We start from the raw sequence: 24,163 nt of genomic DNA, 5'->3' as shown, positions 1-24,163 counted from the left end.
GATGGCCTTCTCGGTCTCGTTCGTGTCGTCACGACAGCCCGCCGATGCCCTGAGGTCCGCGTCTACGCGCCCTTCCGGGCGCGGGATGATCACCGACCGCCGTGCTAGTGGCGGGGTGTCTCGCCGGATTGCGGTTTGGTGAGGACGGCACCGATCACGAAGGCCAGGGCGATGCTGCTACCGACGAGCGCGCCTGCGGCGACGCCGGCCACGGCACCGGCTGCGGCGACCATCAGGTTCGGTGGCTGGTCCGGGTGTTGCTCGGGCATCACTAGTGCCGCCGCCGACGTTGTGTGTCGGCGGTTGCTCGTTGCGCGTTGCCGGGTGATGCTTGTCGAACGCTGACCATGACGCGACGAGTAGCGGTGTTGCCAGGGGTGATACCGATCCATCCTCGGGACTTTTTCAGTCTGACGATCGGTTTTCCAGTGGTTTCCAAGAAGAAATGCCCTCGAATACATCACACGACTCGATCGAGTGGATCAGCATCTGCATCCCGGGTGACGGTTGGTGACCCCGTGATCTTCATACGCAGAGACGCTGCGACGCCGAGACGGCATCGTGTGGTGATGAACGCGTTGAATGCCCCAACAGGAGGGAACGAAATTCTGAAGGTCTCGCGATCGGGCAAACTGATATCGTTGGCGTGATATCGGAGGTGGTCGCTGTGGAGCAGATCCTGATCCGTAACCTTCCCGCGGGTACCAAGGCTGCACTGCGGGCGCGTGCCAAGCAGCATGACCGGTCCGTCGAGGCGGAGGTGCGCGAGATTCTCGGTGAGGCCCTTGAGCGGGAGCCGGTCACGCTCGTCGACCTGTTGAGCACAGATGAGGGTGCCGACATCGAGTTCGAGCCCGAACGCCTCGGTCTGACTGCCCGAACTGCTGAGTTGTGAAGTACGTCTTGGACACCAACGTGGTGTCCGCGCTGCGGGTTCGGGGACGTCACCGGTCGGTGGGGGCCTGGTCGGCGTCGGTGCCGGTGGCCGACCAGTTCGTGACGGCCATGACCATCGCTGAGATCGAGCGGGGTGTGGTCGCCAAGGAGCGATCCGATCCGGAGCAGGGCGGGGTCCTGCGCCGGTGGTTCGAGGAGCGGGTGCTGCCGGCCTTCGCCGACCGTGTGTTGCCGTTCGATCTGCCGGCCGCACGGGTGCTGGCCACCTACCGGGTGCCCGAGCATGCGCCGTTCGACGACGCTCTCATCGCCGCCGTCGCGCAGGCCGCCGAGATGACCCTGGTGACACGTAACACCAAGCACTTCGATCTGCTCGGCGTCCGCTGCTTCAACCCGTGGGAGCCGACCGTCTGACGGCCCACCGTCCTCGATGAGTGCGGTTCGACTCTCCAGGCCATCCCTGGGTCGGGCCGGGCACAGAATTGTGAGTTGCGTTCCAGCGTTGCCGTTTTGCGTGATCGAAACAGCTAGTAGGTGGAAGAACCCAAATCTACCGGCTAGGAGGCCAGATAAACCAGCAGCACAACGGCTTGATAGGCCCGATGTAGAGGCTGTTCAGGGCGCGGCTGAGAGGAGTGGGGTGCACACCGGTGTCGAGGATGGTCGAGCCGAAGAACACCCCGTCGTTGGCCGTGGCCTGGGCCATGTGCCTGAATGCCCGATCGTTCTCCGTCCAGGTGCCCGGCAAGCATTGCAAGACGAAGTTCGCGGCGACGGAATCGAATTGGCACAGATCCGAGTTGATGGGGGAGAGGATGCTGCCGGTGACATCGGCGAGTGTGATGACGATCCGTGTCGCCACAGCACCATCGGGCGCACGTGCCGCGCCGGCGGACGGGCTGTTGAAACATCGGCGACGCCCCTCGCTGTCGGTGTCCCTCGAAGGCCGCGCGGACCGGTGTGCCGGAACCGTGGCCGAGCAGCGATCTGGCTTCGAGTTCGTCCCAGGCGGTCGCGAATGGGCCGGCGGCGGTCATGAGCGCAGTGTGCCATTCAGTGGTGTGCTCGTGGCGAAACGCGGACCGAACGGGAGGTGCCGTCGGTTCGCGGACCGCGACGGCGAATCCGGTGGCTCTGCCGTCGAATGTCGGTGGCGCGGGCTAGCGTCGAGTGGGTACCCGGACAGCTGAGGAGCAGCGATGAGCGCGGTCACGACGAATCAGTCACTCGGCACCCCCACCTGGATCGACCTGGGCATCCCGGATCTCGACCGGGCGATGTCCTTCTACGGGGCGGTCTTCGGTTGGGAATTCGACGTCGGGCCCGAGGAGTACGGGCGGTACACGATGTGTCTGCTCGGCGGCAACAAGGTCGCCGCGCTGATGCCGAATCCCGACGAGAACGCCACCGAGTTCTGGTGGAACGTCTACCTGGCGACCGACGATCTCGATGCGACGGTCGCTCGGTCCGCCGCCGCGGGCGGCGCACTGCTGATGGAGCCGATGGACATCGCCGACCAGGGTCGGATGGCGATGGTGCGGGATCCGTCCGGGGCGCAGTTCGGCCTGTGGCAGGGGCGGGCACACGTCGGCTGCGAACTCGTGAACGAGCCGAACACGTTGTTGCGCAACGACTTGGTGACCCCGAATCCCGGCCCGGCGCGGGAGTTCTACGCGGCGGTGTTCGACTTCACCCTGGACGGGAACGACGACCTGCCCGGCGTGGACTTCAGCTTTCTGCGCAGACCGGATGGGCACGAGATCGGTGGCGTCGTGGGCGACCCGTCCGCATCGGCGTCCGCCTGGGGCACGCTCTTCCAGGTCGTCGATACCGACGCGGCCGTCGCCGCCGCCCGGGCCGGCGGGGGCACCGCGGACGATCCGACGGATATGCCGTACGGGCGGACCGCCGATGTCGCCGATCCGTTCGGTGCGACGTTCACGGCGGGTTCCCCGCTGCCGGGCGCACAGGGGTAGACGCTCCCGTCGGGCTACCCGCCCACAGCTGGTGCGTGCGAGGTGGCGCCGAGGGTGATCGCGGGCCGCCAGCCGGGGTGCTCGGACGAGGCGGCAGCGCTGCTCGACGGCGGCCCGGATCAGCCCGGTCGTGCGATGAACGCCCTGACCGAGATGCCCGCGCTGCCCCTGCCGCGACCAACCACCGACGCCCTGTCGAGGTGGTGACGGACCCCGAGTAGGGCCCTGCCAGCACGCGCGCGTCAGGGAACGGACGGCCGTTCACGAGAAATTCTCACTCGTGGAGCGATTGTCTGGGCGTGGGATCGGCGTCGTTGCGGGGAGTTTTCGCTGCACGTGGACTGGTTGGCCATCATCGGAGCATCCGCGCATCGTGGTGGGCCGCCTGAATGCCGGCGGTTGGTTCGGGCTCTTCCTGCCCGTTCATACTGGAGTATGATTGCAGTATGACGACGAGGTTCACGATCAGTTTGCCCGACGAGGACGCTCGCGTCCTCGACGCGTACGTTCGTGACCACGGTCTGGGTGGCCGGTCGGCGGGGATCCGAGCCGCGGTTCGGATGCTCGGGGAGGTGGGTCTCGAGCGCGATTACGCGGCGGCTTTTGTCGAGGGTGGTGTCGACGACGACTGGGACGTCACTTCGGCAGATGGCGAATGATCCGCCGGGGTCAGGTGCACTGGGTTGATCTTGATCCGGCGCAGGGCAGTGAAGCGGCCAAGCGTCGACCCGCCGTTGTGGTGAGTAATGATCGCGCCAATGCGACGGCGGAGCGGCTCGGTCAGGGGGTGGTCACTGTGGTGCCGTTGACGAGTAACACCGCACATGTGTTCGCGTTTCAGGTTCTCGTCGAACCTGACGAATCGGGTATGCCGCGTGAGTCGAAGGCTCAAGCGGAACAGGTTCGTTCGGTGTCGGTGCGTCGTCTCGACGGTGACCCGGTCGGGAAGCTTTCGACGAGAACGCTTGCCGCGCTCGACGAAGCTTTGCGGCTGCATCTCGATCTGCTCTGAGTCGCGTCCCCTGCGGTCGGTCTGACGGGTTCATCAGGTGGGGCACCCGTCGCACTTTCGCGGCGGCCGTTCCGATCCCGCCGCGCGGCCCTAATCGGTGCGGCAGGCCACCTCGACGGCGCTGGCGGTGCTGGGGACCTACCCGTGGTCGTTGCGGTCGCCGCGGGTGCTGAGCACCGCCGATTTCGACCGTCTCACCGACGGCATGGACCTCCCGCCGCTGGTGTCGGGGCAGGGAGGCCGCCGACGGCCTCGGTTTGACCCGTCAGGGCGTGCTGAAGGCCATCAAGGGCAAGGTGCTGCCGGCCACCTGTGTCGGCGGTACCTGGGTGCTCTTGCAGTCCGTGGTCGAGGGCGCCCGCGCCCGCCGCGGCGCGTAGAACAACGTCACCGTCCCCGTCCGATCTGGGCACAAAACCACAGGTCAGGCGCTGGTGTTCGAAATTTGGCGGGAGCGGGTATCCCCGTACCGTTTCGGTGTGATGCTCCTGGGCTGCGCTCGTTTCGACACGGAGGAAATAGCGATGGCGACCATCGTCAACTTGAACAGCGCCGTCGTGCGACTGATTGGCCAGATCGACCATAACCGGCTTCTGGTCAACCAGGCCTTCGCCCTGCACGAGCAGCAGTTGGAGCGGATTCAAGCCAGTTTCACCAGTTCGCTTGAGCCCGCGTGGTCCCGTCTCTTCCAGTTGGAGGAGATGGTTACCGGGATAGTTCGTGAGGCCTACCCCCCGAATTGGCCGGATGGTGTGGACCTCGACTTTCCGAAGATTAAGGAGATCGTCGAGAATGATGGCATCGCGATCTTCTATGTTCCTCGTGCCGCGACTGTCGCCGACCTTCTGGATGCGCGGGACTCCGAGGCTCGGATGGAGATCATTAGTGAACGAACCGACGAGCTCGGGCGGGACTGTCGGGAGGCTCTGAAGGCGTCCGTCCATAAAGATGTCGCAGACAGCGCGGTCCTGGCGCGAAAGGCTGTGGATGCGTTCATTGACGGTCACTACGAAGCGGCTCAGGCGCTCGCTGTCGTGGTATGTGATACCTACCTGAAAACCTACTTAGCCGGCAGCTACAGGAAGATGCTCGCGGACCTGGCCCAGTACAGCAACTCAGATGAAAGGGCGCTCTGGCCGTTCCTGCGGTACTTCCTGCCGATGGCGACGGCGATTCCGTTCCTCGTGGAGTGGCATCCGGATCAAACGCCGCCGACGGGCCTCGCGAGGCATGCCACGATTCACGGCGCGAGCACTGATCAGCTAAATCCGCACCACGCCACGCTGGCGATCATGCTGGTCAGCGCGATGACACTGGCGCTGGGTGCGGCCCTTTCGCGGTACGGGGATATCAGCGATTTATAGGCTGCGTCTTCTCTGACGTCCGGCCCGCACCCGACCCCCGGGGTGCGGGCCGTGTGCTGTGACCTGGTGATGACATGTCCCTGGTGTCGTAGGTTTCGTTGTAGTCGAGTCCGGGTCGAAGTACACCACCGGCACATCCGGTTCGACGCGCCGGACGAAGGTCGAGGACAACAGGGAGTCCTTGCCGCCGGAGACGCCACGTACCGCTCCTCGCAGGTTCGCCATGCCGCCGCCCGCCGCTCAACCTGAGTAGCTGCGTCTAAGCGCCGAGAAAACCGAGTGGTCCTGCACTCGATTCCATAGCCGCAACTCGATACATGCTGATATGAGGAAGAAACGCACCTCGGGCCGGGAGCTCCTTGGGAAACGTCCGACCCGGCACGACCGCCACCCAAATCGAACGGACCATCCTCATGACTACCGCGACCGCACGAGCCGTCCAACTGTCGCTGGCGAGCCGGATCATCGCGTCCCCAGAAACTGCGGTCGTAGCGCCGTCGCGACGCGGATCGAATTACATGTCGAGGAGTCAACGATGACAAGAATCGCTCAGCAAGTACTCGAGCCAGCAACCCTGTCGGGCTCGTGGTTACTCGGGTCCACCAGGGAGTTTCTTCGTGATCCGCTCGAACTGGGGCTGCGGGGCTTCGATGAATGCGGCGACGTGGTGCGGACCGTGGTCGGGTTGCCCGGCCTGCGGCGTGAAAATTTCATCGTCAACCACCCGGACGGCGCCGCGCAGTTGTTGAACGCGCCGACCAACCGGAATTACCGGAAGGACAACACGTTCTACCGGGCGATGCGCGAGTTGTTCGGGAACGGGCTGGTCACCAGCCAAGACGAGACTTGGCTGCGGCAACGCCGGTTCATTCAACCGCTGTTCACCCCGAAGAGTGTGGACGGATATGCCGCGGTCATGGCCGAGGAAGCGGATCGCGTCGCGGCGCAGTGGCGCTCCGGCGGGGATCGTGTCATCGACCTGGGCTCGGAAATGACCCGGCTCACCCTCGGTATCGCTACCCGCATTCTTTTCGGCGAGGATGCGACTCGGATGGTTCCGATCCTGAAGGCCACCTTTCCGGTTCTCGGCCGCGCAGTCCTCGCGCGAGGCGTTTCACCGGTGCCGTTCCCGTTGAACTGGCCGACACCGGCCAATCGGCGGATCGCCCGCGCCGAAGAGCGTATTGACACCGTTTGCGCCGAGATCATCGCGCGCCGCCGCGCCGCGGCCACGCCCGGCGCGGATCTGATCGGCCGGCTGGTGGAGGCCCGAGACGACAACGGCGACTCCCTGTCGGACATCGAGATTCGGGATCAGGTGAAGGTGTTCCTGCTCGCAGGACATGACACCACCGCGACCGCGCTGACGTTTGCGCTGCACCTGCTCGGGCGGAACCCGGGGGCTCAGAACCAGGTCCGGGAGGAAGCCGAACGAACGCTCAACGGCGCACCGCCGACCGCCGCCGATATTCATGCGCTGACCTACACCACGATGGTGCTCAAGGAAACCACCCGCCTGTATCCATCCGCGCCGTACATGGCGCGAAACACGATCGAGGAAACCGACGTGTGTGGATACCGGATCCCCGCCGGAGCGGACGTGACAATCGCACCGTGGGTCATCCACCACCGCGGTGACCTGTGGCCGGACCCGTTCCGCTTCGACCCGGAGCGGTTTGCGCCCGAACATGAGAAGGACCACCACAGGTTGGCGTGGTTCCCGTTCGGCCACGGACCCCGCGGATGCATCGGGCAGCGGTTCGCGATGCTCGAGGCCGCGATCACGCTCGCCACCCTGGTGCGCAAGTTCGAGTTCAACACACCGCCCGGGGAGGTGGCACTCACCGCCGACCTGCTGCTGCACCCGGCCGGCGAGGTGCCCTGCCACATTCACCGCCGCCCTCGAGGGCCAGCATGAAAGGCTCGCCTGACCGTTGGCGGCAGCCGACCGGAAGAGGCACGATGACAACCTCGCCCCAGTCGACAAACGCGGACTGCACGTTCCGAGGTGCGCACCATGGATGAAGTGCTCGACCCTCGGGAGGCGGCGCTGCGACAACTGCCTGCGCAGTACTCCCTGGCACTGAGACTTCGTGACGCGGGGGTGTCGAACGAGTTGATCTGCGACTACCTCGCGGTCGAGCCCGAGGGGTTGCCGGCATTGTTCCAGGTTGCGGACGCGAAACTTGCGACAGCTCAAGAGGATGAAACGTAGTCCGTCGAGGGTCGGACCCGCATATCATTCGTCTATGCGGGGGGCCTGGCCGTTGACGGGACGCGCCGAAGAACTGCGCCTTGTCGAGGCGGCCATATCTGGTACCGAGGGCCGCGGCGGTGTGGTTGTTGTCGGGCCGGCGGGTGTCGGCAAGAGCCGGCTCGCACGGGAGGTGCTGGCGTCGGCGGCAGCTAAAGGATGCGTCGTGCGTTGGGCTGTGGCGACAGCATCCGCTCGCTCGCTGCCGCTGGGCGCGTTCGCGGAGTGGACGGGTGCTCCGGGCACGGATCCGCTGCAGCTGGTCCGTGGAGTGATCGGCGCTCTGACCGACCACTCCGGCGGAGCGGACGTCATTGTCGGTGTCGACGATGGTCACCTCCTCGATGACCTGTCCGCGTTCGTGTTACATCAGTTGGTGCGGCGCGGCGCCGCGAAGGTGATCGTGACCCTCCGCCGCGGCGAACCCGTACCCGACGCGGTGCGGTCGTTGTGGAAGGACGAGCGCCTCGACCGGCTCGAACTGCAGCCACTGTCGCAGCGCGAATCGACGGCCCTCGTGTCCGCGGCACTGGGTGGGCCGCTCGATCCGAGTGATATGCGGCGGCTGTGGAAACTCACCCGCGGCAATGTTCTCTACCTGCGCAATGTCGTCGAGCAGGAGCTGTCCGGAGGCCGTCTCAGCGAGCGCGGCGGGCTGTGGAGCTGGTCGGGCGAGCCGGTCTCCTCCCCAACACTGATCGAACTGATCGAGTCACGAATGGGGGTACTTCCGCCGCCGATAGCGGAGGTCATCGATGTGCTCGCAGTGGGGGAGCCGCTCGATACCGCCGTGCTCGCGCAAGTCACCGATCCGGCCGCGATCGAGGAGGCCGACGGGCGCGGGTTGATCGCCATCGACCGCCCCGGAACCGGAACGCAGCTGCAGGCGCGTGTGGCGCATCCACTGTATGGAGAGGTACGTCGCGCCCGCGCCGCACCGACACGGCTGCGGCGACTGCGGGGCAAGGTATCGGCAGCATTGGCCGAGGTCGGGGGCGAGGACATGCGGGTCACCGTGCGCCGCGCGGCGCTGAGCCTGGACTCGGATCTCCCCGCCGACCCCGAGCTGTACACCAAGGCCGCGTATGGCGCGATATGGCTGGCAGATCTCGTGCTCGCAGACCGGCTGACGGCTGCCGCAATCGCGGCAGGCGGCAGCGTCGTCGTCGAAGCGAGCTATATTCGCGCCCACGCGCTGTCATGGCTCAGCCGCGGCGAGGAGGCGGACGCCGTGCTGGCTCGAATTCCGACGTCGGGTTTCACGGCTCCCGAGATCTCACGGCTCGTCTTTCTTCGGGCGATCAACCTGATCTGGGCCCTCGGGCGCCCCGAGGACGCGAAGTCACTCATCGACAGCACCGCGACGAGTTCGTCACCCGATGGACTGCCGCCGCTCACCGCGTTTCACACGGTCTACTGGGCATCGATGGGACGCCCATTGCGCGCGATCGAGCCGACCGGAACGCTGAATGTGACACATCTCCCCGATGTCGTGGCAGCGGTAACCCTCTGGGCGATAGTGGTCGCGCACGGCGATGCCGGCCACACGGATGCCGCCCAGGCCGCCGCCGACGATGGATATGCCTTGGTTGCAAGGTCGTTCGAGGCGGCGCAGATGCGATTTGTGCTCGTAGACGCACACGTGGGAGCGCTATTGCTGGCCGGGCGGATCGCGGCGGCCCACGACGCCGCCCAACGCCTGCAGCAACTGGCCATTGATTTGCCCGGGTCCGCGCATATCCTCAGCGCGGCAATCGCCGGTCGGGCCGCGCTCGAGGGCGGGCGGATCGCGACGGCACTGCCACTGCTCGACCTTGCGGTCACGGCGCTACTGGCATCCGGCGAAACAAATGGGTTCGGCTATCGCTATCAGCTCGGACGGACCCAAGCCCTCGCCCTGTCCGGGGACCGAGTCGCCGCGGCACACGCGCTCATCGAGCTCGACGCGAATCGCCACCCCGGCTGGGCGTATCTCGAGGCGGAGCGCCTACTGACGGGTGCGTGGGTGTCGGCAGCCCATGGAGCGGTGACTGAAGCGATCGCCGCGGCACGGCGCGCATCTGAAAATGCCCGTGCGAAAGGCCAATTGGCGCGGGAAGTTCACTGTTTGCACACTGCAACGCAGTTCGGGGACCGGACGACGGCAGCACGGCTGGCGGAGCTGACAACGATGGTCGATGGTCCACGCGCACCCGCCGCAGCCGCGTTCGCGGCGGCTCTCGCCGCCGACGATGGCGCCGCGCTGCACGCAGCATCCGTCCAACTCGAAGAGATGGGTGACCTAGTGGCCGCCGCCGATGCCGCCGCTCACGCCGCCATTGCATACCGGCATCACGACAAGCGTGGGTCCGCCATCACCTCCACCTCGCGTGCAGACAGAATTGCACAAGAATGCGGTGGACCAACCACGCCCGCGTTGCAGGAAGCGATGCAACCAGTACCGCTCACGTCCCGAGAACGCGAGATCGTTTCCCTTGTCGGCTTGGGCTTGTCGAATCGAGACATCGCCGAGCGCCTCAAACTCTCGGTCAGAACAATCGAAGGACACTTGTATCGTGCGACAGCCAAAACCGGGGCCCGCAGCCGCGAAGAACTGGGTGCCACCTTGCACGGGGACTGAACAAACAGATACTCAGGCGCCATCCACCGACACTGTCGTACCCGATACTTCTGCGGATGGGCCGACAGTCGGCGGTATGTTTCGGGGCTGGGGCATCCTAGGGTCGGGTCTTTTGTTAACAGCTACTCGGCTGGCATTAGACGCACGGCGCGGTGCAGCAGGTGAGGTGAGACTTCCGAAGCGCATGGTCGCCCCGCTGATTCGTCCCGGAGCGGGGGCCGACGGTGCCCGACCCCGAGTCGCCACACGGAAGGGGTGGGCACACGAAGCGGGATATGCGGTTCTCACCATGCTGTTTGGGTGCTTGCCGTCCGGGCCCGGTTGCAGCTGGTGGTCCGACGCGTGACACCTTTCTTGGTCTGGGACGAGAGTGGTCCCACTGGGCCACTTGCGCAGTGTGTACCTCTCCTGTGGGGGAGGGTGCCACTTTGCTGACTATTCGGTCGGCAACGTGGCCCGTCTGATGGTCCCCGCTCCAGGGTCGGGGGCGGGCGGGGGAACCCGCCGGGTGGGCGGGTTGTGCAAGCTGTCTCAGCAGGCGGCGGGTGCGGAGTCGCCCGCCAGCCGGAACTCGAACCGGATCGCACCTGGGCTCGACGAGGGCAGGACGATGGCCGCGCCGTGGCCGGGTGTCCATGTTCGGGGAACCAGGACGTAGTAGTCACCGATGCGGGTCAGTGGGACTAGCCCGTCGTATCGGAGCCGGTAGGCCGAATCAGTTCCGGGGTCGGTGCCGCAGATCGTCGTGCGGACATCTGATCGGGAAAGGTGCAGGTCCTTTTCGCTGTAGACGATGACGTGGGAACTAGTGGGCAGTTGCGCGGCCCATTCACGCGCCCGTGTCTGCCCAACCGCGACGGAGTAATCGGTGGCGATCCAGAACAAACTGATACCGACCATGGTGAACAGGATTGCCCATTCCGCCACCGCGGTCGCCTGCGATGGCAGTGGCGCACTCGCGGGCTGGCGCTCACGGAGACGATTGCGGCGCAGCACGACCAGCAGCCACAGCACCAGCACGCCGGCGATGATCGACACTGGCGCCACGCACAACCCGTCGTTGAGAGGTGTCACTACATACATCCGTGACAGTCCGTTGACGAGAACCGCCGCGCCGATCACAGCGATCGCGGCCTTGGCCCACCGTGAGGGCTGATGGGCGCGAATTGAATCCGGAAGCGCGATATATCCCCACAGCACGGTCATGCCGATGAGACCGACGATGATCAACGGCACGAATAGCGTGTCGACGGTACGCATCAGATACTCGCGGATGCTCGGATTCAGCGTGGTCGAGTCGACACCGAAGTAGTTGAAGAACCAGTAGACGTGGGCCCAGCCGAAGTAGAAGAGCACTGCGGTCAGCAGCGTCGTCGGCGCCACCACCTTCCCGATGGACCTTGCGACATGGGTGAAACCGTCGAATGCCGACCCCGCCACGGGTGTCGGTGCCTGCTCATTTGACGGTTGTGACACTGGGCTAGCTTGTCGGTGGCTCGGTCTCGGTGGGTGGTGCGGTCTCGGTGGGCGGCTCGGTCGTCGGTTCGATCGCGGTGGTCGGTTCGGTCTCTGGTGTCGACTTCGGCTCGTAGCCTTCTGTGCTGCATGGAAGTTCCTGTGGGGCCAGGGTCCCGGTGAGCAGCGTCAGGGTCGAGCCGGATGTAATGATCAGCGACCCATTCGACGACTCTTCGTTCGGGGTCGGATCCCGTTCCACGCCTCGGACATCACCTGTGTACTGGCAAACGCTTTTCCGGGTATCGGTGTTGTCCTGCGCGATGGTGACGCTCACGCAACCGCCGCACGCCTCAGCTATTCTCTCCACCGCCAGCTCCTGGACCGTGACGATCGGATTGCCCACGCGCTCGGTGAACGCCGGGATCCGGATGGGCGCGCCCGCCGCCTGACCGGCGTCGATTTTCCCCGGTCGCCCCGGCGCTGCCGGGCCCGGGGAGGCCCCGGATCCGGATGCCTGCTGCGCCGTCGTCGCGCTGCCGGGCCCTTGATCGGGTAGCGACGTGGCGCATGCCGCTATCGCTAACGCCGCCGTAGCCAGGACGATCGTTCGTTGAACGAGCATGTTCTCTCCTGGACGTCTTGGGCCCTACTCGGCCTGGTCTGACGGGTCGATCAGTACGCGGCGTTCGGGATCTACGCCATACTTTCCGTCCCCTAGCAGCGCATCGGGCGGAATGTGCAGGACCTCTAGCTGGTGAGGTAACTGCCATTTGCTTTGATCGAGTGACTCCCGCGCATCGGGAGGAATCTGCCGCGCGGTGAGAGCGCGGATCGCGTCGCTGGACACTCGGTCGTCGCTCGGTTCTGTCGCTCCCTCGAAAGTCACGACCTTATGGTGGTGAAGAATGCGCCCCGTGTCTGGGTCGTAGACCACGCACGAACGTATCGAGTTGATCGGGAATGTGCCCCCCACATCGGTGGGCATGCCGGGCTGAATATCCATTAGGTTGCTACCTTCCGCGATCGAAAATCCACGCCACCAATGTCATCCCGACTGCACCGTCCCCAAATGCTGTCACTTGAGCGGTCACACTCGCCATCTGATGGTCGTAGGCAAGGGGCGGCAGTGTCCAATAGAATCCTGAGAAGTCAACGAGATCATATGGGCCGAATGGCCTGAACTTCTCGTACTGAAGTATTCCGGTGGACCCCCCGTATTCGAAACTTCTGACACTCGTCTGTGCGTCTACTTCCGATCCACGAGGGAAGTTGAGTTGAATGGTCGCTGAGTATGGTGTATCTCCACCCCAGGCTCTGATTGAGTTCCATGCCATTTCTTGAATAGCCATTTAGTCCACCTTTGACGACTCAGCTCACTGCGTGAGCGCAGTAGCGGTATGCGAATTCTCCGATTGACTGAGGCTGGCCGTCGCCATCTCGCGCCACAAGGCTGGGATGACAGTTCATGACACGTGGTGGATCTCGAACCAGTTCGTATAACGGATTCCGCACCTCGCGTTAGCCCATGAGTGACGACGAGGACACTCATGACCGTCCCTCCGTGACCTGTAGCCAGCTGTGTAGGTTCCGGCGGCGGTGGTTCAATTTGAAAGTCAGGTGTAGTCGGTGTCGACGAGGATCTCCGCCTCGAAACGCAGGGTCTCGCCGTCCGTTATTTTTTGACTTTTCCAGTTGAGCACCTGTTGCCCCTTCTCAATACCCTCTCCAACGGGGAGTTTTAACAGTGTGAATCCGTTCGCTCCTTGCGGACTCGCCTTGTCATCGCTATCAGGAGGGACACTGCCCGAGTCGTCCTCAACACCGTCAAGCCGGGCTTCCACGCCGTTGTCGGCGGCCGGAGAATTGACAACAACCTTACTTTTGTTGACGAAGTTGGCGCTGGATCCGGTGTCCATTGGATTCCAACTGAATTTCTTGGTCACCTCCGGCGCACCGACTCCTCGTGCACGAAGCGTGAAGCTTGCCTCTCCGGCGGATAAGTCGTCGCTGTCGTCTAGGCAAGTCATGTTTCTGACACGAACCGTGACCGATCGCTTTTTGGTTGTAATTTCCTCCGGCGGGGCCGGCGCGGGCGACGAAAGGGCCGCTTGACTGTCCCAGACAGCATCCCAATTCCCAAGCGCGTCCCAGGCCAACACCACGAAGAACAACGTCTGGCCGGACTGCAATGCGGTATGCCCGACGGTGTCCGATTCGAGCAGTTCATCGACGAGCCGCGCGTCGTGCATGAGCGCGGACTTGTCGGTGATCGCGCTCGCTACCACCTCGTGTGGATCCTTGAACTGGGGAAACCCTAGCGGGTTGAGCTCGGGTGGAGTGATACCAACTTGGACGCGGGCTCGCACGGGGATTGCAGCAGCGAAGGAGAAACGGACAAACGTTCCGCCGCGCGTTATTTCGAGTTGAGGGACCTCGGCGCACTGGGTAAGGAAGTGCTGGCGACCGCCCTCCGGCTTTAGGCACGGGAAGGTCACCTTGCCAAGAATCGGTCCTCTACCGTCAGTCCTTCCCTGATTCTCTCGGTACAAGACAGCTTGGTAAGACTGGCCTAGTCCGACATCTCGGGTGAATCCCCCCGACGGGGACAGAAGTCCTCCCGCCTGGCCGAAGGCCGGAAGTGCCGGCCCCGTGAAGTCGACGAACCGCTCCCAAACTTCAAAATGGGGTTGCGCTTCGACATGTGACGCCGCTTCTCCCGTTGACCCGTTGTGCGCTAATGCGATCTCAGCCGGATCATCCGGCAACATCGATGTCATTGTGATCTCCTGCCGTTCGTGGCATCTCGGTGACGGGTCCCATGCCTGATCCCCGCATACGGCGGTATCCGCTTCCGTCTGGATCCCTCGTACTAGCTAGCCTGCACTCACCGGGACAGGTCAGATCGAGTACAAGACCACTCGGTTTTCTTCACTGTGCGGGCGCGACTACTCACCTCGACGCGATCTGCTCACAGAGGGTCCTCTGCGAGGTACTCAGTACTCGCGCATCATGGTGCCGAGCTGATGAGGATCCTCCGTCCCCGGTCTTAGCCGGGAGGTCGAGGCGGTTAGCGTCGAGGTCACCTGCGATGGTTTCGATGTAGCCGACGCCGCGTACCCACCCATTGTCGTCGCAGGCGGCGTCGCCGAGCGCGTGAATTAGACTCGGTGCACTGTGATTTGGGCCTTACGTCAGGTTCTGGGCACCGAGCGAGCACATCTGAATCCGGTCCGGGAGGCCCTTCGCGCCGACGACGCAGCGTTGTATCACCGGTTGCTGTCGCTCCGGAAGGGGGCCGGCCTCCCCGAGGAGATCTCCGCGCTGCGGGTGTTCGATGTGATCGCGTGGATGGACGGCAAGAGCCGCGGCCTCGAAGAGCGCTCTGACCTGGGAAGATGACACGTCCCGGACTACGGTTCGGACGGTGCCGCCGGAAGGGTGCGTTCGGCTGCCGGTGGGTGTGTGGTCGGCTTACCGTGAATTCCACGGGGTTCGCGACCGGCGTGGGCACCGTGTGGAGGAGGGGCGATGACTGCGAAGTTCGAGCTTTTCAAGGACGCGGCCGGCAAGTTCCGGTTCCATTTGAAGGCGGCTAATGGGGAGATCATCGCGGCGAGTCAGGGTTACACCTCGAAGGCGGCGGCTCAGACCGGGATTGCGTCGATCAAGGACAATGCCGCATCCGCGCCGACCGAGGATCTGACCTGACATCTGATGATTCCCGTCGCGCCGATGAGCTGAGACCGCCGCCGACGGGATCGGGAAAAGGGCTGCGGATTTCGCTGGGCATCATCGCGGGTCTGCTGCTGGGGTTCTTCTGCTATCTGCCGGCGGTGATCTTGTGGCAGCACTACGGGGGTGTTCCGCAGCCGCGGGTGTATCCGCACCGCTCGTTCACCTCGTTCGGGCCTGATCCGCCGCCGACCTCGTATTGGGTGAGCTGGGCTGCACCAGCGGTGGTGGTGGTGACGTGCGGTCTGATGACGGTTCCCTGGCGGCCCGCCCGCCAGTTCGCCCTGCCGTTGGTGTGCGCGTTCGTGCCGATGGCGGCAATGGTGGCGTGGTTCATGATCGGAATGGAACTGTTCTTCACCCCCGACTGAACCGGCGGCGAAGCTCTGAAGCTGCTTGATCTGACGGCCCGCACCTGACTTCCGGTGTGCGGGCCGTGTGCCGTGTGGGGGCCGTAAGAGTGCTGTGACCTGGTGTGATGACATGTCCCCGGTCTTTGATTGTGGGGGCGCCGGCGACGTGCCCGGGGAGTGCCGGCGCCGGGGTCTCGGCGGGCGCGCGGGGTGACTGTTTCGTGTTCGCTTCGAACCGTTTGCGAAAGTTGTTGATAGACAAATAGTTTGGTGTTTCCGAAACAGGAACCACCGTGACTTAGTGCCACAGTCGAGCGATCGGTCTCGAGCTAGCTGTGAATTCCTATCTGGGCGATTGGTCTAACGAGGAAGGAACTTCGACCGAATTTCACCTAACAACACCTGGGTGTCCTCCTCGTCGACTACCGCGAAGTAGGTCGCGTCCAGGGCTGCCCGCGCGGGATCGGTGGCCCCAGCGCTGGTGAGTGAACTGACAGCGAAGACTTGCCGCGCGAGTCGCTGGTTTCTGAGGGCTGGCTTCGCGCGAGCACGAAGCCGCCGAAGGGCGGGGTCGGTCTCGACCCGCTGCCGCGCACTGAAGAGACCGTCGAACGGCGCAGGAAGCGCGACTTGTTCCTCGAGCGCGTTAAGTCCGTCCTGGACCCACTGCGTGTTGCTCAGGTCCGCTCGCTCGATCGCTGTCCGGGCAGCCCACCGGGCAATCGAGCGTTGAGTGGTGGGCGATGACGAGGCGATCGCTTCCGCGACGGTCCGGTCCAGGAGGCAGAAGTTCGGTGCCATCGACCCGGCTGCGAGAAGGGCGGCTGTCGGGGGTCTACCTCCCCAGATCGCAAAATCGTCATCCGGCGAGAGCTCGGGGCTGTGGGTTGTCGTCCGAGAAGCCGATGCAGGCGTCGATTCCGGCCGAGCTTCTGCAGGATCCGCATCACTCGTCGGGGTGTCTGTCTCGGTCCAGAGCTTCCTCGGTGGGAGGTCATCGGTTGTAGAGGTGGCAGGCCACAAGCGGATGCGCCACGTGTCGCCAGGTTCGGTCGAGCCGGGCCAACCGAGGGCCACGAAGCCGCGGCCGCATACTTCCACGCGGTACCGGCCCGGATCGACCGTCACGTGGTGTGGTTCTCCACCGGGAGGCGAATCAAGTCGCAGGGATCCGTCTTCATCGATGTCGAGGATGAGGTCCACGACCTGGTCCCAGTCTCCTCGGTCCTCGGGTGGGTTCTGGTCCCAGACTTCGATCGCTATCTGCATGTCGAAGTTGTTCTGGTGCGGGGATACAACAACGGCGGAGGTCTGGTTGCTTGCGATCGTTCCGTCGCTCAGCGCTTCCTCGACAAGTTCTTCCAGGTCGTCCTGGCTGTCGGGAGAACTATCACCGGACAAGTAGAACTGACCGTAGTCCATGACAAGGGACAGCCGGTGGGATGCAATCAACGACGGAGACGAATCAACCATTTATGCAGGTTCCCACGGAAAGGCGGGCCTTGGTCGGTCATCGATCGCTGACCGGCGTGGACTCCTGCTTTATCGGAAATGACCTCACGGGGCGTTGTCCGGTTCTGGAACGCTGCCTACGACTGTGTTGCCTGAGCCGAGGCACGCGTCGGGCAGAGCTCACCGATCAGACAAGTGACGGAGTCGTCGGTGCGGTCGATCCAGACGGCGTTTCCATCCCGGACGTCAGGTTTGAGAAGCAGCAACGGGCTGCGGCTTGCTATCGGCCACAGGACGAACTCGTATCCCGAGAGCCAGTCCTGAACTGCCTCGGCAGTCTTGGCCGTCGCGGTCGCGATGTCCGTCTCGTATGGGAGGCCGAACCCGAATCCGCTTGGAATGTCCGCACCGTCGATCCGGGCCTGGACCACATTGAGTCCGATCGTCCATGCTGGGATCTCGTCCGTGGTGTCCTCGATCGTCCACATGAGTGAGCTGTACTTGTCGAACTCGGCAAAGCACTGAGTATCCCGGCCGACTGCACGGCACGCCTCGACGAAATGCGTAGGTGCGTCGATGACATCGGCGGCATAGAGGTGAAGTCGCCATCTAGGGTTTCGGGGCACCGGTGGTTGCTGCCACACCTGTGTCGCTTCGTACCGTAGGTCTTTCCGAGGTACTGTGGCGGATCGCTTCCACTCGAAGTCGATCAGATCGCCGACACTGAGCTCGAAGGCGCCTTTCCCCTCGATTGCGTCGGAGGGTAGCCAACACCCGCCTGGGGTCTGGGACGAATCTATGACACCCGATCTCGATTGAGGGTCCCAACTTCGCACGGTTCCGCGGGTACTCATTTCCCCATCATCCCCGTCGACGGGCCAGACACTCACGATTCCTGCAAGCGCCGAACCCGCACCGGGACGAGATAGGCGCCCAGTGCATATGCGCCGCACCGGTCGGCGCTCGTTCCGAACGGGGATCCGCTTCCAGGCACGCCAACGAGATGGGTCAGGTCGCAGGGTGACATGATCGCGGGATGATGCGAATCCGGATTGCGTGGTTGCTGCTGGCCGCGTTCGCATGCGCGATGAGTGTCATTGTGGCCTCCGAGCCCATGCTCCAATTCACCTCCTGCGAGATAGAGAGTTACGGCCCGGAGTGCGAGGAATCGATTCTGACGCACTATGGCCCAGCCTTCCTGATTGTTCTTGCCGCGCCGGTGTTGCTGTGCCTGGTTCCGGCGGTAGTGCCAGTCCGCGGGGTGGCATGGGCGATCGCAGTGTCACTGGTTCTCGGATTCCTGGCGGTCTTCACGCCGTTCTACCTTCCCGTTGCGGTGCTGGGCCTCGCATTGGCCGCGTTGCATGACCGCCTCGCCGGCCGACAACGGCAACTGCATCCGGCTGAGACGTCCATAAACTTCACAGCGCAGTAATCGGCGGTCGTTCCGGTCCAGGATCCGCGTTCGGGACGAGCCCGACCCTTCCGGGTGCGCGCAGAGCCCGGCATTCCGAGTTGGCCCGGCATTCCGATCGCTGACAACGCTGAATCGACAGTGGTGTGGGTGGCATCATCGCGGGATGATGCGAATCCGGATTGTGTGGTTGAGGAAGCCGTCGATATGACCAACCCAGGTGACGCCGATGTTGTGTTCAATCCCGACGAGCCGCGACGAATCCGCCCGCATATCCCTTTTCCGCCGAACATACAGGCGGATCCAGGAGTGGAGCTACCGTTCACCGCCACACTTCTCGACAGTCCCGGGCTGGAGGTGTCGGTGGCCTCACCTCTGGTGATCTACCCGTCCGGGCTGTACATCACGATCAGTTGGATGCTGCATCGCGTCGATGACGGTTTCATGGCAGCCCGCAACGTACTGCACAACTTGTCGGCGCCGCTCCGTATCGAAACCCCGACGAACCGACTTCCGACGGTCGAGATCGACTGCGGGAATGAGCACGTGTTGACCACCCAGAAAGAACGGCCCGACTTCGAGAACGCAGAACCTACGCTCGACTCGGCACTGATGTTTCAAGGGATGTGGTGGTCGCTGACCGACGAAGGCGACTACCACTACAAGTCGATACTGTGGGTGTGGCCGCTGCCGCCTGCGAACGCGCTGACATTGACCGTCGCCTGGCTGGCCCTCGACATGCAAGGCCAACCGGTCCGCCTCGATGGTGCCAGCATCGTCTCCGCTGCTACCGAGTACCCGGGTAGACATACAGACGTGCGGTGACGGAACAGAAGCACGCTTGCTCGCCTTGAGCGAATCGCCAGATCAACAACCGGTGAGGGATCGATGACCGGCACCCGGTCGCTGATGGAGATGCTTCGAGGGAGCTGGTGTGGAAGGGGTTGTCACGCTGACGGACTCCGGGCGATACCCAGATCATGAGGGTGAGGAAAGCTGCGATGGGTGCCAGCGCTCTGGTCGCGATCGCAACCGCGACCAGCGCCTGCTCGCCCGCCGATGACACCGAATCGCGCGATCCGACCGTCTTTGTCCAATCCACCCAGTTGGCACCGCCGCCGGCGGGCCTTCCGTTGTCGTCGTCATGGGGGACGACCGCAGGATCCCGTGTGCCCACCCGAGCCTCGCTTGAACGATCCTCACCTGCAGAACCGTTGAGGGATCGCGGTCTGGCACGTTCTCGACGCTTCGGTGGTGCTACTGGTGACGCCACGGACGACGCTTTGGTGAGCCCGTTCGAGGCGGGCGCAATGGGCAGTTCGCTCATACTCGCCGCCTTCGCACATGCCTAACCCGATCCGATCCATCCATCAGTGTAGTCGAACATACTTTCGAATAAACGTGTAACGTCGCTTGGTGACCGACTGGCCACCAAGCGGTCACTGAAGTCCGCCTGGGCTGGGAGCAGTCGTGCAAGAACGTCCGCTAACTTAGACGGGCGAGAAGACTCGCAGCTTCCTTGGAGAAAAGGTTCAACTTAACGATGTCGATGAGTGACTCTGCAGCGAAAAGGCGGGGCCTGTTCCGCCGCCAGGGGTTTAATCTGACGCTTGCGGCGGTGGGCATGAGTGCGGGCCTTGCGGTAGCCGGACTGGTGACGGGGATCCCAGTCGCCGGCGCCGATACCGTGATTGGTAATTGCACAATCGTCTCCAACCCGACGCCGACCGTCCACACTGTTTGCCCTGGAGTCGATCTCACCGGATCGGACTTGAGTAATCTCGATCTTTCCTACGCGGACCTGACCGGCGCGAAGCTCTACCAGGCGAAGTTGACCAGTACCAACCTGACCGGCGCGAAGCTGACAGATGCCAACCTGGCCCTTGCGAGGTTTTACGGCGGAGCCAACCTGTCCTATACGGATTTGACCGGTGCAGATATGTACGGCGTCTACTTAGATTTCGTGAACCTGACCAGTGCGAACTTGACTAACGCGAAGCTGACTTATCCGGTGATGAACAGTGTCAATCTCACCGACGCCAATTTAACCGGTGCTGACCTGACCGGCGCGGACGTCAGCGACACATTGCTGATCCCTTCGTACCAAAAGGTGACCGCGGATCTGACCGGCAGTGCATCCGTCACGTGGCCGACACCTCCAAACTTGACCGGCACCACCTTCGGGGGCTGCGACCGAGCATCCGGTAGCAGCTTTCCGGTGGGGTGGACAACGGTCCGCTGCACGGTGAACACCAGTGCGAGTCAGGCATCTGGAACGTTTATCGTCGATGTGACCGAACCGGCGTCCGACCCAGAGCCCACGTTGCCTGGCAATCTGTTTGGCAGCTGAGAGTTCCCGAGGCAATGAGGCCCGCCCAGAACACCTCTGGGTGGGCCTTTGTCATCGCATCACAAGTCTCCTTGCGTGGGTGAGAGTTCAACGTTGCTCAGGCATCGAGTTAGCAGGTCCAGCCGTGATTCTGCCGGTAGAGAAAGTGCGCTAAGGCGTGGATGGACGGCAAGAACCGCCGCCTGGGCGAGCCCTCTGACCTGGAAAGATGACACGTCTCGGTGTCCTCGTGTGAGTGGGGTTTATGGTGCCGTTCATGCATGAGCTGTTTGTGGTGACGCATCCGCATGCTGAGCACACCGAGCGTGATCTGGTGGGCGGCTGGTTCGACTCGCGGCTGACACCGCGGGGACGTCGTGATGCCGGATTGGTTGCGCGGGAGCTGTGTCGTCGCCGCAAGGAGGTGGGCCAGCCGCTACGGATTACGACGTCCGATCTCGCACGCGCCGCGGGGACTGCGCGGATCCTCGCCGACGCACTTTGTGCTGAGGTGAGGGCGGATGCGCGGTTGCGGGAGATCAGTTTCGGGGAGGCTGAGGGGCGACCGAACGCGTGGTTGTCCGGCCGGCAGATTCCGGCACCGGATGACGATCGGCTCGATTACCGGGGACCGGTCCCAGGTGCGGAGACTCGACGCGAGGTCGCGACACGGGTGCAAGCGTGTGTGCGGGAGTTGATGGCGGACCGCGATCACGACCACGTCGTGATCACCCACGGCTATGCGCAGACGTTTGTCGTCACTACGTGGCTGCAGGTTCCGACGGATGCGGTCGGGTTCGCGTCGTTCGCGACCAGGCCGGGGGCGATTACCCATTTGCGGCACGACGATTACTGGCGTAACAGGGCGGTGGTCGCTCTCGCGGATACCTCGCACCTGGAGGGTGGTCTGCAGGATCCGTATTGAAAGATCATCTGAACTGGTCTTATGACACGTCCCGGGTGATCGGTCATCGGCACGGCCGGCTATGCCGCTGAGTAGTTCATGGGGCCAGAGGTCGGTAGACGATGTAAGGCTGTCAGCTGTAGGACGATCCAAGGTATGAGCAGCAACCCAGTGATCGTGTTCACCGGACTCTCCGGTACCGGAAAGTCGACCCTTGCGGACCTGCTTGCCCGCGACCTCGGCGTACCCGCCTTCTCGGGCGATTGGCTGTTGGGGTCACTCGCACCGGCACACGCCGTGCTGGCGAAATTGGATCGTCCGCGCTACCTCGCGATGTACCACAGCATGCTCGAGTCGTTGATGACGCGGCAGCTGATGCTCGACCAGGGTGCGGTGGTCGACTGCCGGATCGACGACACCGTTGCGCTGAGATGGCAAAGGGTGGCCGACAAGTACGGGATCCGGCTTCACGTAGTCGAATGTGTCTGTAGCGACGAGGCCGAGCACCGCCGCCGAGTCGAAGGACGACAGCGGAACATCCCGGGCTGGCATGAGGTCGACTGGGCTCACGTTCAACGGTCGCGGGCGGAATCGTCACCGCTGACCGTGCCCCACCTGACGGTGGACGCGATGGAGCCGATCGAGGCGAACCTCGAGCCATCCGTAGCTTGATGGTGTAGCTGTCCACACCGGACTGTCGGCAATGAGACGCATGTCGGCAGCGATCGGAGGCTTGTTGATGGGCGAGGTCAGGTTCGAGCAGGACCTGGTGCGGGCGTTGCTGCGGGATCAGCATCCGGATCTGGCGGGCCTCGAGCTCCGAGACGTCGACGGGGGTTGGGATAACCAGCAATGGCGATTGGGGCAGGAGTTGGCGGTGCGGTTGCCGCGTACCGAGCGTGCGCCGGCTTTGCTGCGCATTGAGCAGAGGTGGTTGCCGGTGTTGGCGGGCCGGTTGCCGCTGCCTACGCCGACTCCGGTGCGTGTCGGCGCACCGTCGGGCCTGTTCGAGCACACGTGGACGATCGTGCGCTGGGTGGAGGGGGAGCCGGCCGATCATGCGCCGGTCACTCGTGTCGATGCGGCTGAGGTCCTCGCCGGGTTCCTTGGTGCGCTGCACGTGCCGGCGCCCGCCGACGCGCCGGCCAACCCGACGCGCGGTATTCCTCTGGCCGGGTTGCGGGAAGGGGTCGAGCGCGGGTTCGGGGTCATTGCCGACCATCCGAGCGCGGAGGGTGCGCGGGAGGTCTGGGAGGAGGCTGTTGCGGCGCCGGTTTGGCGGGGCGCGCCGTTGTGGCTGCATGGGGACTTGCATCCGGCGAACGTGGTCGTCCGGGACGGGATGCTTGCTGGGGTGATCGATTTCGGCGAGATGTGCGCGGGCGATCCCGCGACCGATCTGTCCGCCGCCTGGATCCTGTTGCCGGCCGGCGCGGCGAGCCGGTTCTTCGACGCCTATGGGCGGGCCGACGAAGCGACCGTCACCCGGGCCCGTGGCTGGGCTGTCCTGCGGGCCCTGGGCTTGATCGGGATCGGACGGAACGGAAGGCTTGGTCTGCCCGGGGGCAAACCGGCTTGGGAACCAGCTGGCTTCTCCACGCTTGAACGGGTCGTGGCGGCGAACTGACCGGGTCGCGGCCCATCGAAGAGAAGTGACAGATGTGTCGAGCAGGCCCGTGCTTAGGGCTGCTCGATGGTCCGCCTGGCGGGGTCTATGTGGAGGGCCGCGACGATCGGCCCTGGCTGGACCCCGCAGCCTAGTTCGCCTGTTTCCGTGCACGGCCCGCACCCGACTTCCGGGGTGCGGGCCGTGTGCTGCGTGAGGGCTGTAATGGTGCTGTGACCTGGTGTGATGACATGTCCCCGGTTTGTGATGTGGGGGTGCCGGCGACCTGTTCGGGGGAGTGCTGGCGCCGGGGTGCCGGCGGGCGCGTGGGTGTCTGTTTCATCCGATTTGGAGGCGTTTTTGAAAGATGTTGATTGTCAACATGTTTCGTTAATCAATTGGTGAGTAAGTCTTTACGTGTGTTGTGCACGAACGTCAGGTTGTAAGGTTCTAAATCGGGTTGTTGATCAACAGATTTGGGTGTTTCGGGATTTTCGACTGTTTTGGGTTGTGTGGGGGTGGGTGGTATGCTGTGGGTATGACATTGAGCGGTGCGGGAAGGCGAGTGGGACGCGGGTCGGGTGTACCCACCCGCGTCCCCAGCTTCGTTGGGGTGTGGGGGACCGGATCGAACTGGACGAGTAAAAGCGCAGGTGAGAACCTAATCTCTGAAACTCAGAGGAGCGAAGCGACTCGATCGACGGCAACGGGAATCGACCCACTGCGAGCCGCGCAGCGGCTCCCTGGCGGGGAGCGAAGCGACTCGCCCCGTCTCCCGGCGCGGAGCGCCGG

General features: G+C 63.9%; 27 protein-coding genes. 19 read left to right on the top strand and 8 right to left on the bottom strand.

What is annotated here, in order from left to right; all coding sequences use genetic code 11:
• Nucleotides 1–104: 104 nt before the first annotated feature.
• Nucleotides 105–269, bottom strand: a complete 165-nt coding sequence (locus ACLIVD_RS41310; protein WP_491933555.1) for a hypothetical protein — start codon at nucleotides 267–269, stop codon at nucleotides 105–107.
• Nucleotides 270–667: 398 nt separating this feature from the next.
• On the opposite strand from ACLIVD_RS41310, the gene ACLIVD_RS41305 reads away from it, so the two are divergent.
• Together ACLIVD_RS41305 and ACLIVD_RS41300 are read left to right on the top strand one after the other, a co-directional pair.
• Nucleotides 668–895: a FitA-like ribbon-helix-helix domain-containing protein gene (locus ACLIVD_RS41305; RefSeq protein ID WP_491933554.1), complete on the top strand. Its 228-nt coding sequence runs from the start codon at nucleotides 668–670 to the stop codon at nucleotides 893–895.
• Between the two features lie 8 nt (nucleotides 896–903).
• Entirely contained in the window at nucleotides 904–1,311 is a 408-nt protein-coding gene (locus ACLIVD_RS41300; protein WP_491933553.1) for a PIN domain-containing protein, read from the top strand.
• A gap of 136 nt (nucleotides 1,312–1,447) precedes the next feature.
• On the opposite strand, the gene ACLIVD_RS41295 is transcribed toward ACLIVD_RS41300, so the two are convergent.
• Nucleotides 1,448–1,759 carry a class I SAM-dependent methyltransferase gene (locus ACLIVD_RS41295; RefSeq protein ID WP_491933552.1) on the bottom strand — a complete coding sequence of 104 codons (312 nt, stop codon included), beginning with the start codon at nucleotides 1,757–1,759 and terminating at the stop codon, nucleotides 1,448–1,450.
• A gap of 337 nt (nucleotides 1,760–2,096) precedes the next feature.
• On the opposite strand from ACLIVD_RS41295, the gene ACLIVD_RS41290 reads away from it, so the two are divergent.
• The 8 genes from ACLIVD_RS41290 to ACLIVD_RS41255 all read left to right on the top strand — a co-directional run bounded on the left by ACLIVD_RS41290 (nucleotide 2,097) and on the right by ACLIVD_RS41255 (nucleotide 10,123).
• Entirely contained in the window at nucleotides 2,097–2,873 is a 777-nt protein-coding gene (locus tag ACLIVD_RS41290; RefSeq protein WP_491933551.1) for a VOC family protein, read from the top strand.
• 54 nt (nucleotides 2,874–2,927) lie between these two features.
• Nucleotides 2,928–3,080 (top strand): hypothetical protein, encoded by a 153-nt coding sequence (locus ACLIVD_RS41285; protein WP_491933550.1) that lies wholly within the window; start codon nucleotides 2,928–2,930, stop codon nucleotides 3,078–3,080.
• A gap of 239 nt (nucleotides 3,081–3,319) precedes the next feature.
• A complete protein-coding gene (locus ACLIVD_RS41280; RefSeq protein ID WP_037232310.1) occupies nucleotides 3,320–3,532 on the top strand; it encodes a ribbon-helix-helix domain-containing protein in 213 nt (70 codons plus the stop codon).
• Nucleotides 3,529–3,885 (top strand): type II toxin-antitoxin system PemK/MazF family toxin, encoded by a 357-nt coding sequence (locus ACLIVD_RS41275; protein WP_491933549.1) that lies wholly within the window; start codon nucleotides 3,529–3,531, stop codon nucleotides 3,883–3,885. Before ACLIVD_RS41280 ends, ACLIVD_RS41275 begins: the two co-directional genes overlap by 4 nt.
• A gap of 524 nt (nucleotides 3,886–4,409) precedes the next feature.
• On the top strand, nucleotides 4,410–5,249 hold the full coding sequence (locus ACLIVD_RS41270) for a hypothetical protein (RefSeq protein WP_491933548.1): 840 nt from the start codon (nucleotides 4,410–4,412) through the stop codon (nucleotides 5,247–5,249).
• A gap of 535 nt (nucleotides 5,250–5,784) precedes the next feature.
• Nucleotides 5,785–7,167 (top strand): cytochrome P450, encoded by a 1,383-nt coding sequence (locus tag ACLIVD_RS41265; protein ID WP_491933547.1) that lies wholly within the window; start codon nucleotides 5,785–5,787, stop codon nucleotides 7,165–7,167.
• Between the two features lie 99 nt (nucleotides 7,168–7,266).
• Nucleotides 7,267–7,464 carry a hypothetical protein gene (locus ACLIVD_RS41260; RefSeq protein ID WP_491933546.1) on the top strand — a complete coding sequence of 66 codons (198 nt, stop codon included), beginning with the start codon at nucleotides 7,267–7,269 and terminating at the stop codon, nucleotides 7,462–7,464.
• Nucleotides 7,454–10,123, top strand: coding sequence for a helix-turn-helix transcriptional regulator (locus tag ACLIVD_RS41255; RefSeq protein WP_491933545.1), 2,670 nt, complete (start codon nucleotides 7,454–7,456; stop codon nucleotides 10,121–10,123). The genes ACLIVD_RS41260 and ACLIVD_RS41255 overlap by 11 nt, the downstream gene beginning before the upstream one ends.
• Before the next feature lie 531 nt (nucleotides 10,124–10,654).
• On the opposite strand, the gene ACLIVD_RS41250 is transcribed toward ACLIVD_RS41255, so the two are convergent.
• The 4 genes from ACLIVD_RS41250 to ACLIVD_RS41235 form a co-directional block, all read right to left on the bottom strand.
• Nucleotides 10,655–11,563: a hypothetical protein gene (locus tag ACLIVD_RS41250; RefSeq protein ID WP_491933544.1), complete on the bottom strand. Its 909-nt coding sequence runs from the start codon at nucleotides 11,561–11,563 to the stop codon at nucleotides 10,655–10,657.
• A gap of 40 nt (nucleotides 11,564–11,603) precedes the next feature.
• Nucleotides 11,604–11,984, bottom strand: a complete 381-nt coding sequence (locus ACLIVD_RS41245) for a hypothetical protein (RefSeq protein ID WP_491933543.1) — start codon at nucleotides 11,982–11,984, stop codon at nucleotides 11,604–11,606.
• A 243-nt stretch (nucleotides 11,985–12,227) separates the two neighbouring features.
• Nucleotides 12,228–12,584, bottom strand: a complete 357-nt coding sequence (locus tag ACLIVD_RS41240; protein WP_491933542.1) for a hypothetical protein — start codon at nucleotides 12,582–12,584, stop codon at nucleotides 12,228–12,230.
• A gap of 610 nt (nucleotides 12,585–13,194) precedes the next feature.
• On the bottom strand, nucleotides 13,195–14,358 hold the full coding sequence (locus tag ACLIVD_RS41235) for a hypothetical protein (protein ID WP_491933541.1): 1,164 nt from the start codon (nucleotides 14,356–14,358) through the stop codon (nucleotides 13,195–13,197).
• A gap of 397 nt (nucleotides 14,359–14,755) precedes the next feature.
• On the opposite strand from ACLIVD_RS41235, the gene ACLIVD_RS41230 reads away from it, so the two are divergent.
• The 3 genes from ACLIVD_RS41230 to ACLIVD_RS41220 all read left to right on the top strand — a co-directional run bounded on the left by ACLIVD_RS41230 (nucleotide 14,756) and on the right by ACLIVD_RS41220 (nucleotide 15,684).
• A complete protein-coding gene (locus ACLIVD_RS41230) occupies nucleotides 14,756–14,980 on the top strand; it encodes a DUF6308 family protein (RefSeq protein ID WP_491933540.1) in 225 nt (74 codons plus the stop codon).
• 129 nt (nucleotides 14,981–15,109) lie between these two features.
• Nucleotides 15,110–15,289, top strand: coding sequence for a YegP family protein (locus tag ACLIVD_RS41225; RefSeq protein ID WP_005245176.1), 180 nt, complete (start codon nucleotides 15,110–15,112; stop codon nucleotides 15,287–15,289).
• 125 nt (nucleotides 15,290–15,414) lie between these two features.
• Nucleotides 15,415–15,684, top strand: coding sequence for a hypothetical protein (locus ACLIVD_RS41220; protein ID WP_491933539.1), 270 nt, complete (start codon nucleotides 15,415–15,417; stop codon nucleotides 15,682–15,684).
• A 342-nt stretch (nucleotides 15,685–16,026) separates the two neighbouring features.
• Here the strand turns inward: ACLIVD_RS41220 and ACLIVD_RS41215 are convergent, their stop codons facing one another.
• Both ACLIVD_RS41215 and ACLIVD_RS41210 read right to left on the bottom strand, forming a co-directional pair.
• Entirely contained in the window at nucleotides 16,027–17,139 is a 1,113-nt protein-coding gene (locus ACLIVD_RS41215; protein ID WP_491933538.1) for a hypothetical protein, read from the bottom strand.
• Between the two features lie 116 nt (nucleotides 17,140–17,255).
• Nucleotides 17,256–17,606 carry a hypothetical protein gene (locus ACLIVD_RS41210; RefSeq protein ID WP_491933537.1) on the bottom strand — a complete coding sequence of 117 codons (351 nt, stop codon included), beginning with the start codon at nucleotides 17,604–17,606 and terminating at the stop codon, nucleotides 17,256–17,258.
• A 548-nt stretch (nucleotides 17,607–18,154) separates the two neighbouring features.
• On the opposite strand from ACLIVD_RS41210, the gene ACLIVD_RS41205 reads away from it, so the two are divergent.
• The 6 genes from ACLIVD_RS41205 (at nucleotide 18,155) to ACLIVD_RS41180 (ending at nucleotide 23,392) form a co-directional block, all read left to right on the top strand.
• Nucleotides 18,155–18,553 (top strand): hypothetical protein, encoded by a 399-nt coding sequence (locus ACLIVD_RS41205; protein WP_491933536.1) that lies wholly within the window; start codon nucleotides 18,155–18,157, stop codon nucleotides 18,551–18,553.
• A 54-nt stretch (nucleotides 18,554–18,607) separates the two neighbouring features.
• On the top strand, nucleotides 18,608–19,357 hold the full coding sequence (locus ACLIVD_RS41200; protein WP_491933535.1) for a hypothetical protein: 750 nt from the start codon (nucleotides 18,608–18,610) through the stop codon (nucleotides 19,355–19,357).
• A gap of 724 nt (nucleotides 19,358–20,081) precedes the next feature.
• Complete coding sequence (locus ACLIVD_RS41195) at nucleotides 20,082–20,882, top strand: pentapeptide repeat-containing protein (protein WP_491933534.1); 801 nt, start codon at nucleotides 20,082–20,084, stop codon at nucleotides 20,880–20,882.
• A 256-nt stretch (nucleotides 20,883–21,138) separates the two neighbouring features.
• On the top strand, nucleotides 21,139–21,786 hold the full coding sequence (locus ACLIVD_RS41190) for a histidine phosphatase family protein (protein WP_491933533.1): 648 nt from the start codon (nucleotides 21,139–21,141) through the stop codon (nucleotides 21,784–21,786).
• A 135-nt stretch (nucleotides 21,787–21,921) separates the two neighbouring features.
• The gene (locus ACLIVD_RS41185; RefSeq protein ID WP_491933532.1) at nucleotides 21,922–22,437 is read left to right on the top strand and encodes a P-loop nucleotide/nucleoside kinase family protein; all 516 of its coding nucleotides are present in this window, start codon (nucleotides 21,922–21,924) and stop codon (nucleotides 22,435–22,437) included.
• Nucleotides 22,438–22,477: 40 nt separating this feature from the next.
• A complete protein-coding gene (locus ACLIVD_RS41180) occupies nucleotides 22,478–23,392 on the top strand; it encodes an aminoglycoside phosphotransferase family protein (protein ID WP_491933531.1) in 915 nt (304 codons plus the stop codon).
• Nucleotides 23,393–24,163: the final 771 nt, after the last annotated feature.

Source organism: Rhodococcus sp. G6(2025) (assembly GCF_058628105.1).
The sequence above is the reverse complement of the archived record's forward strand: the minus strand, read 5'-3'. Positions and strand labels throughout refer to the sequence as shown.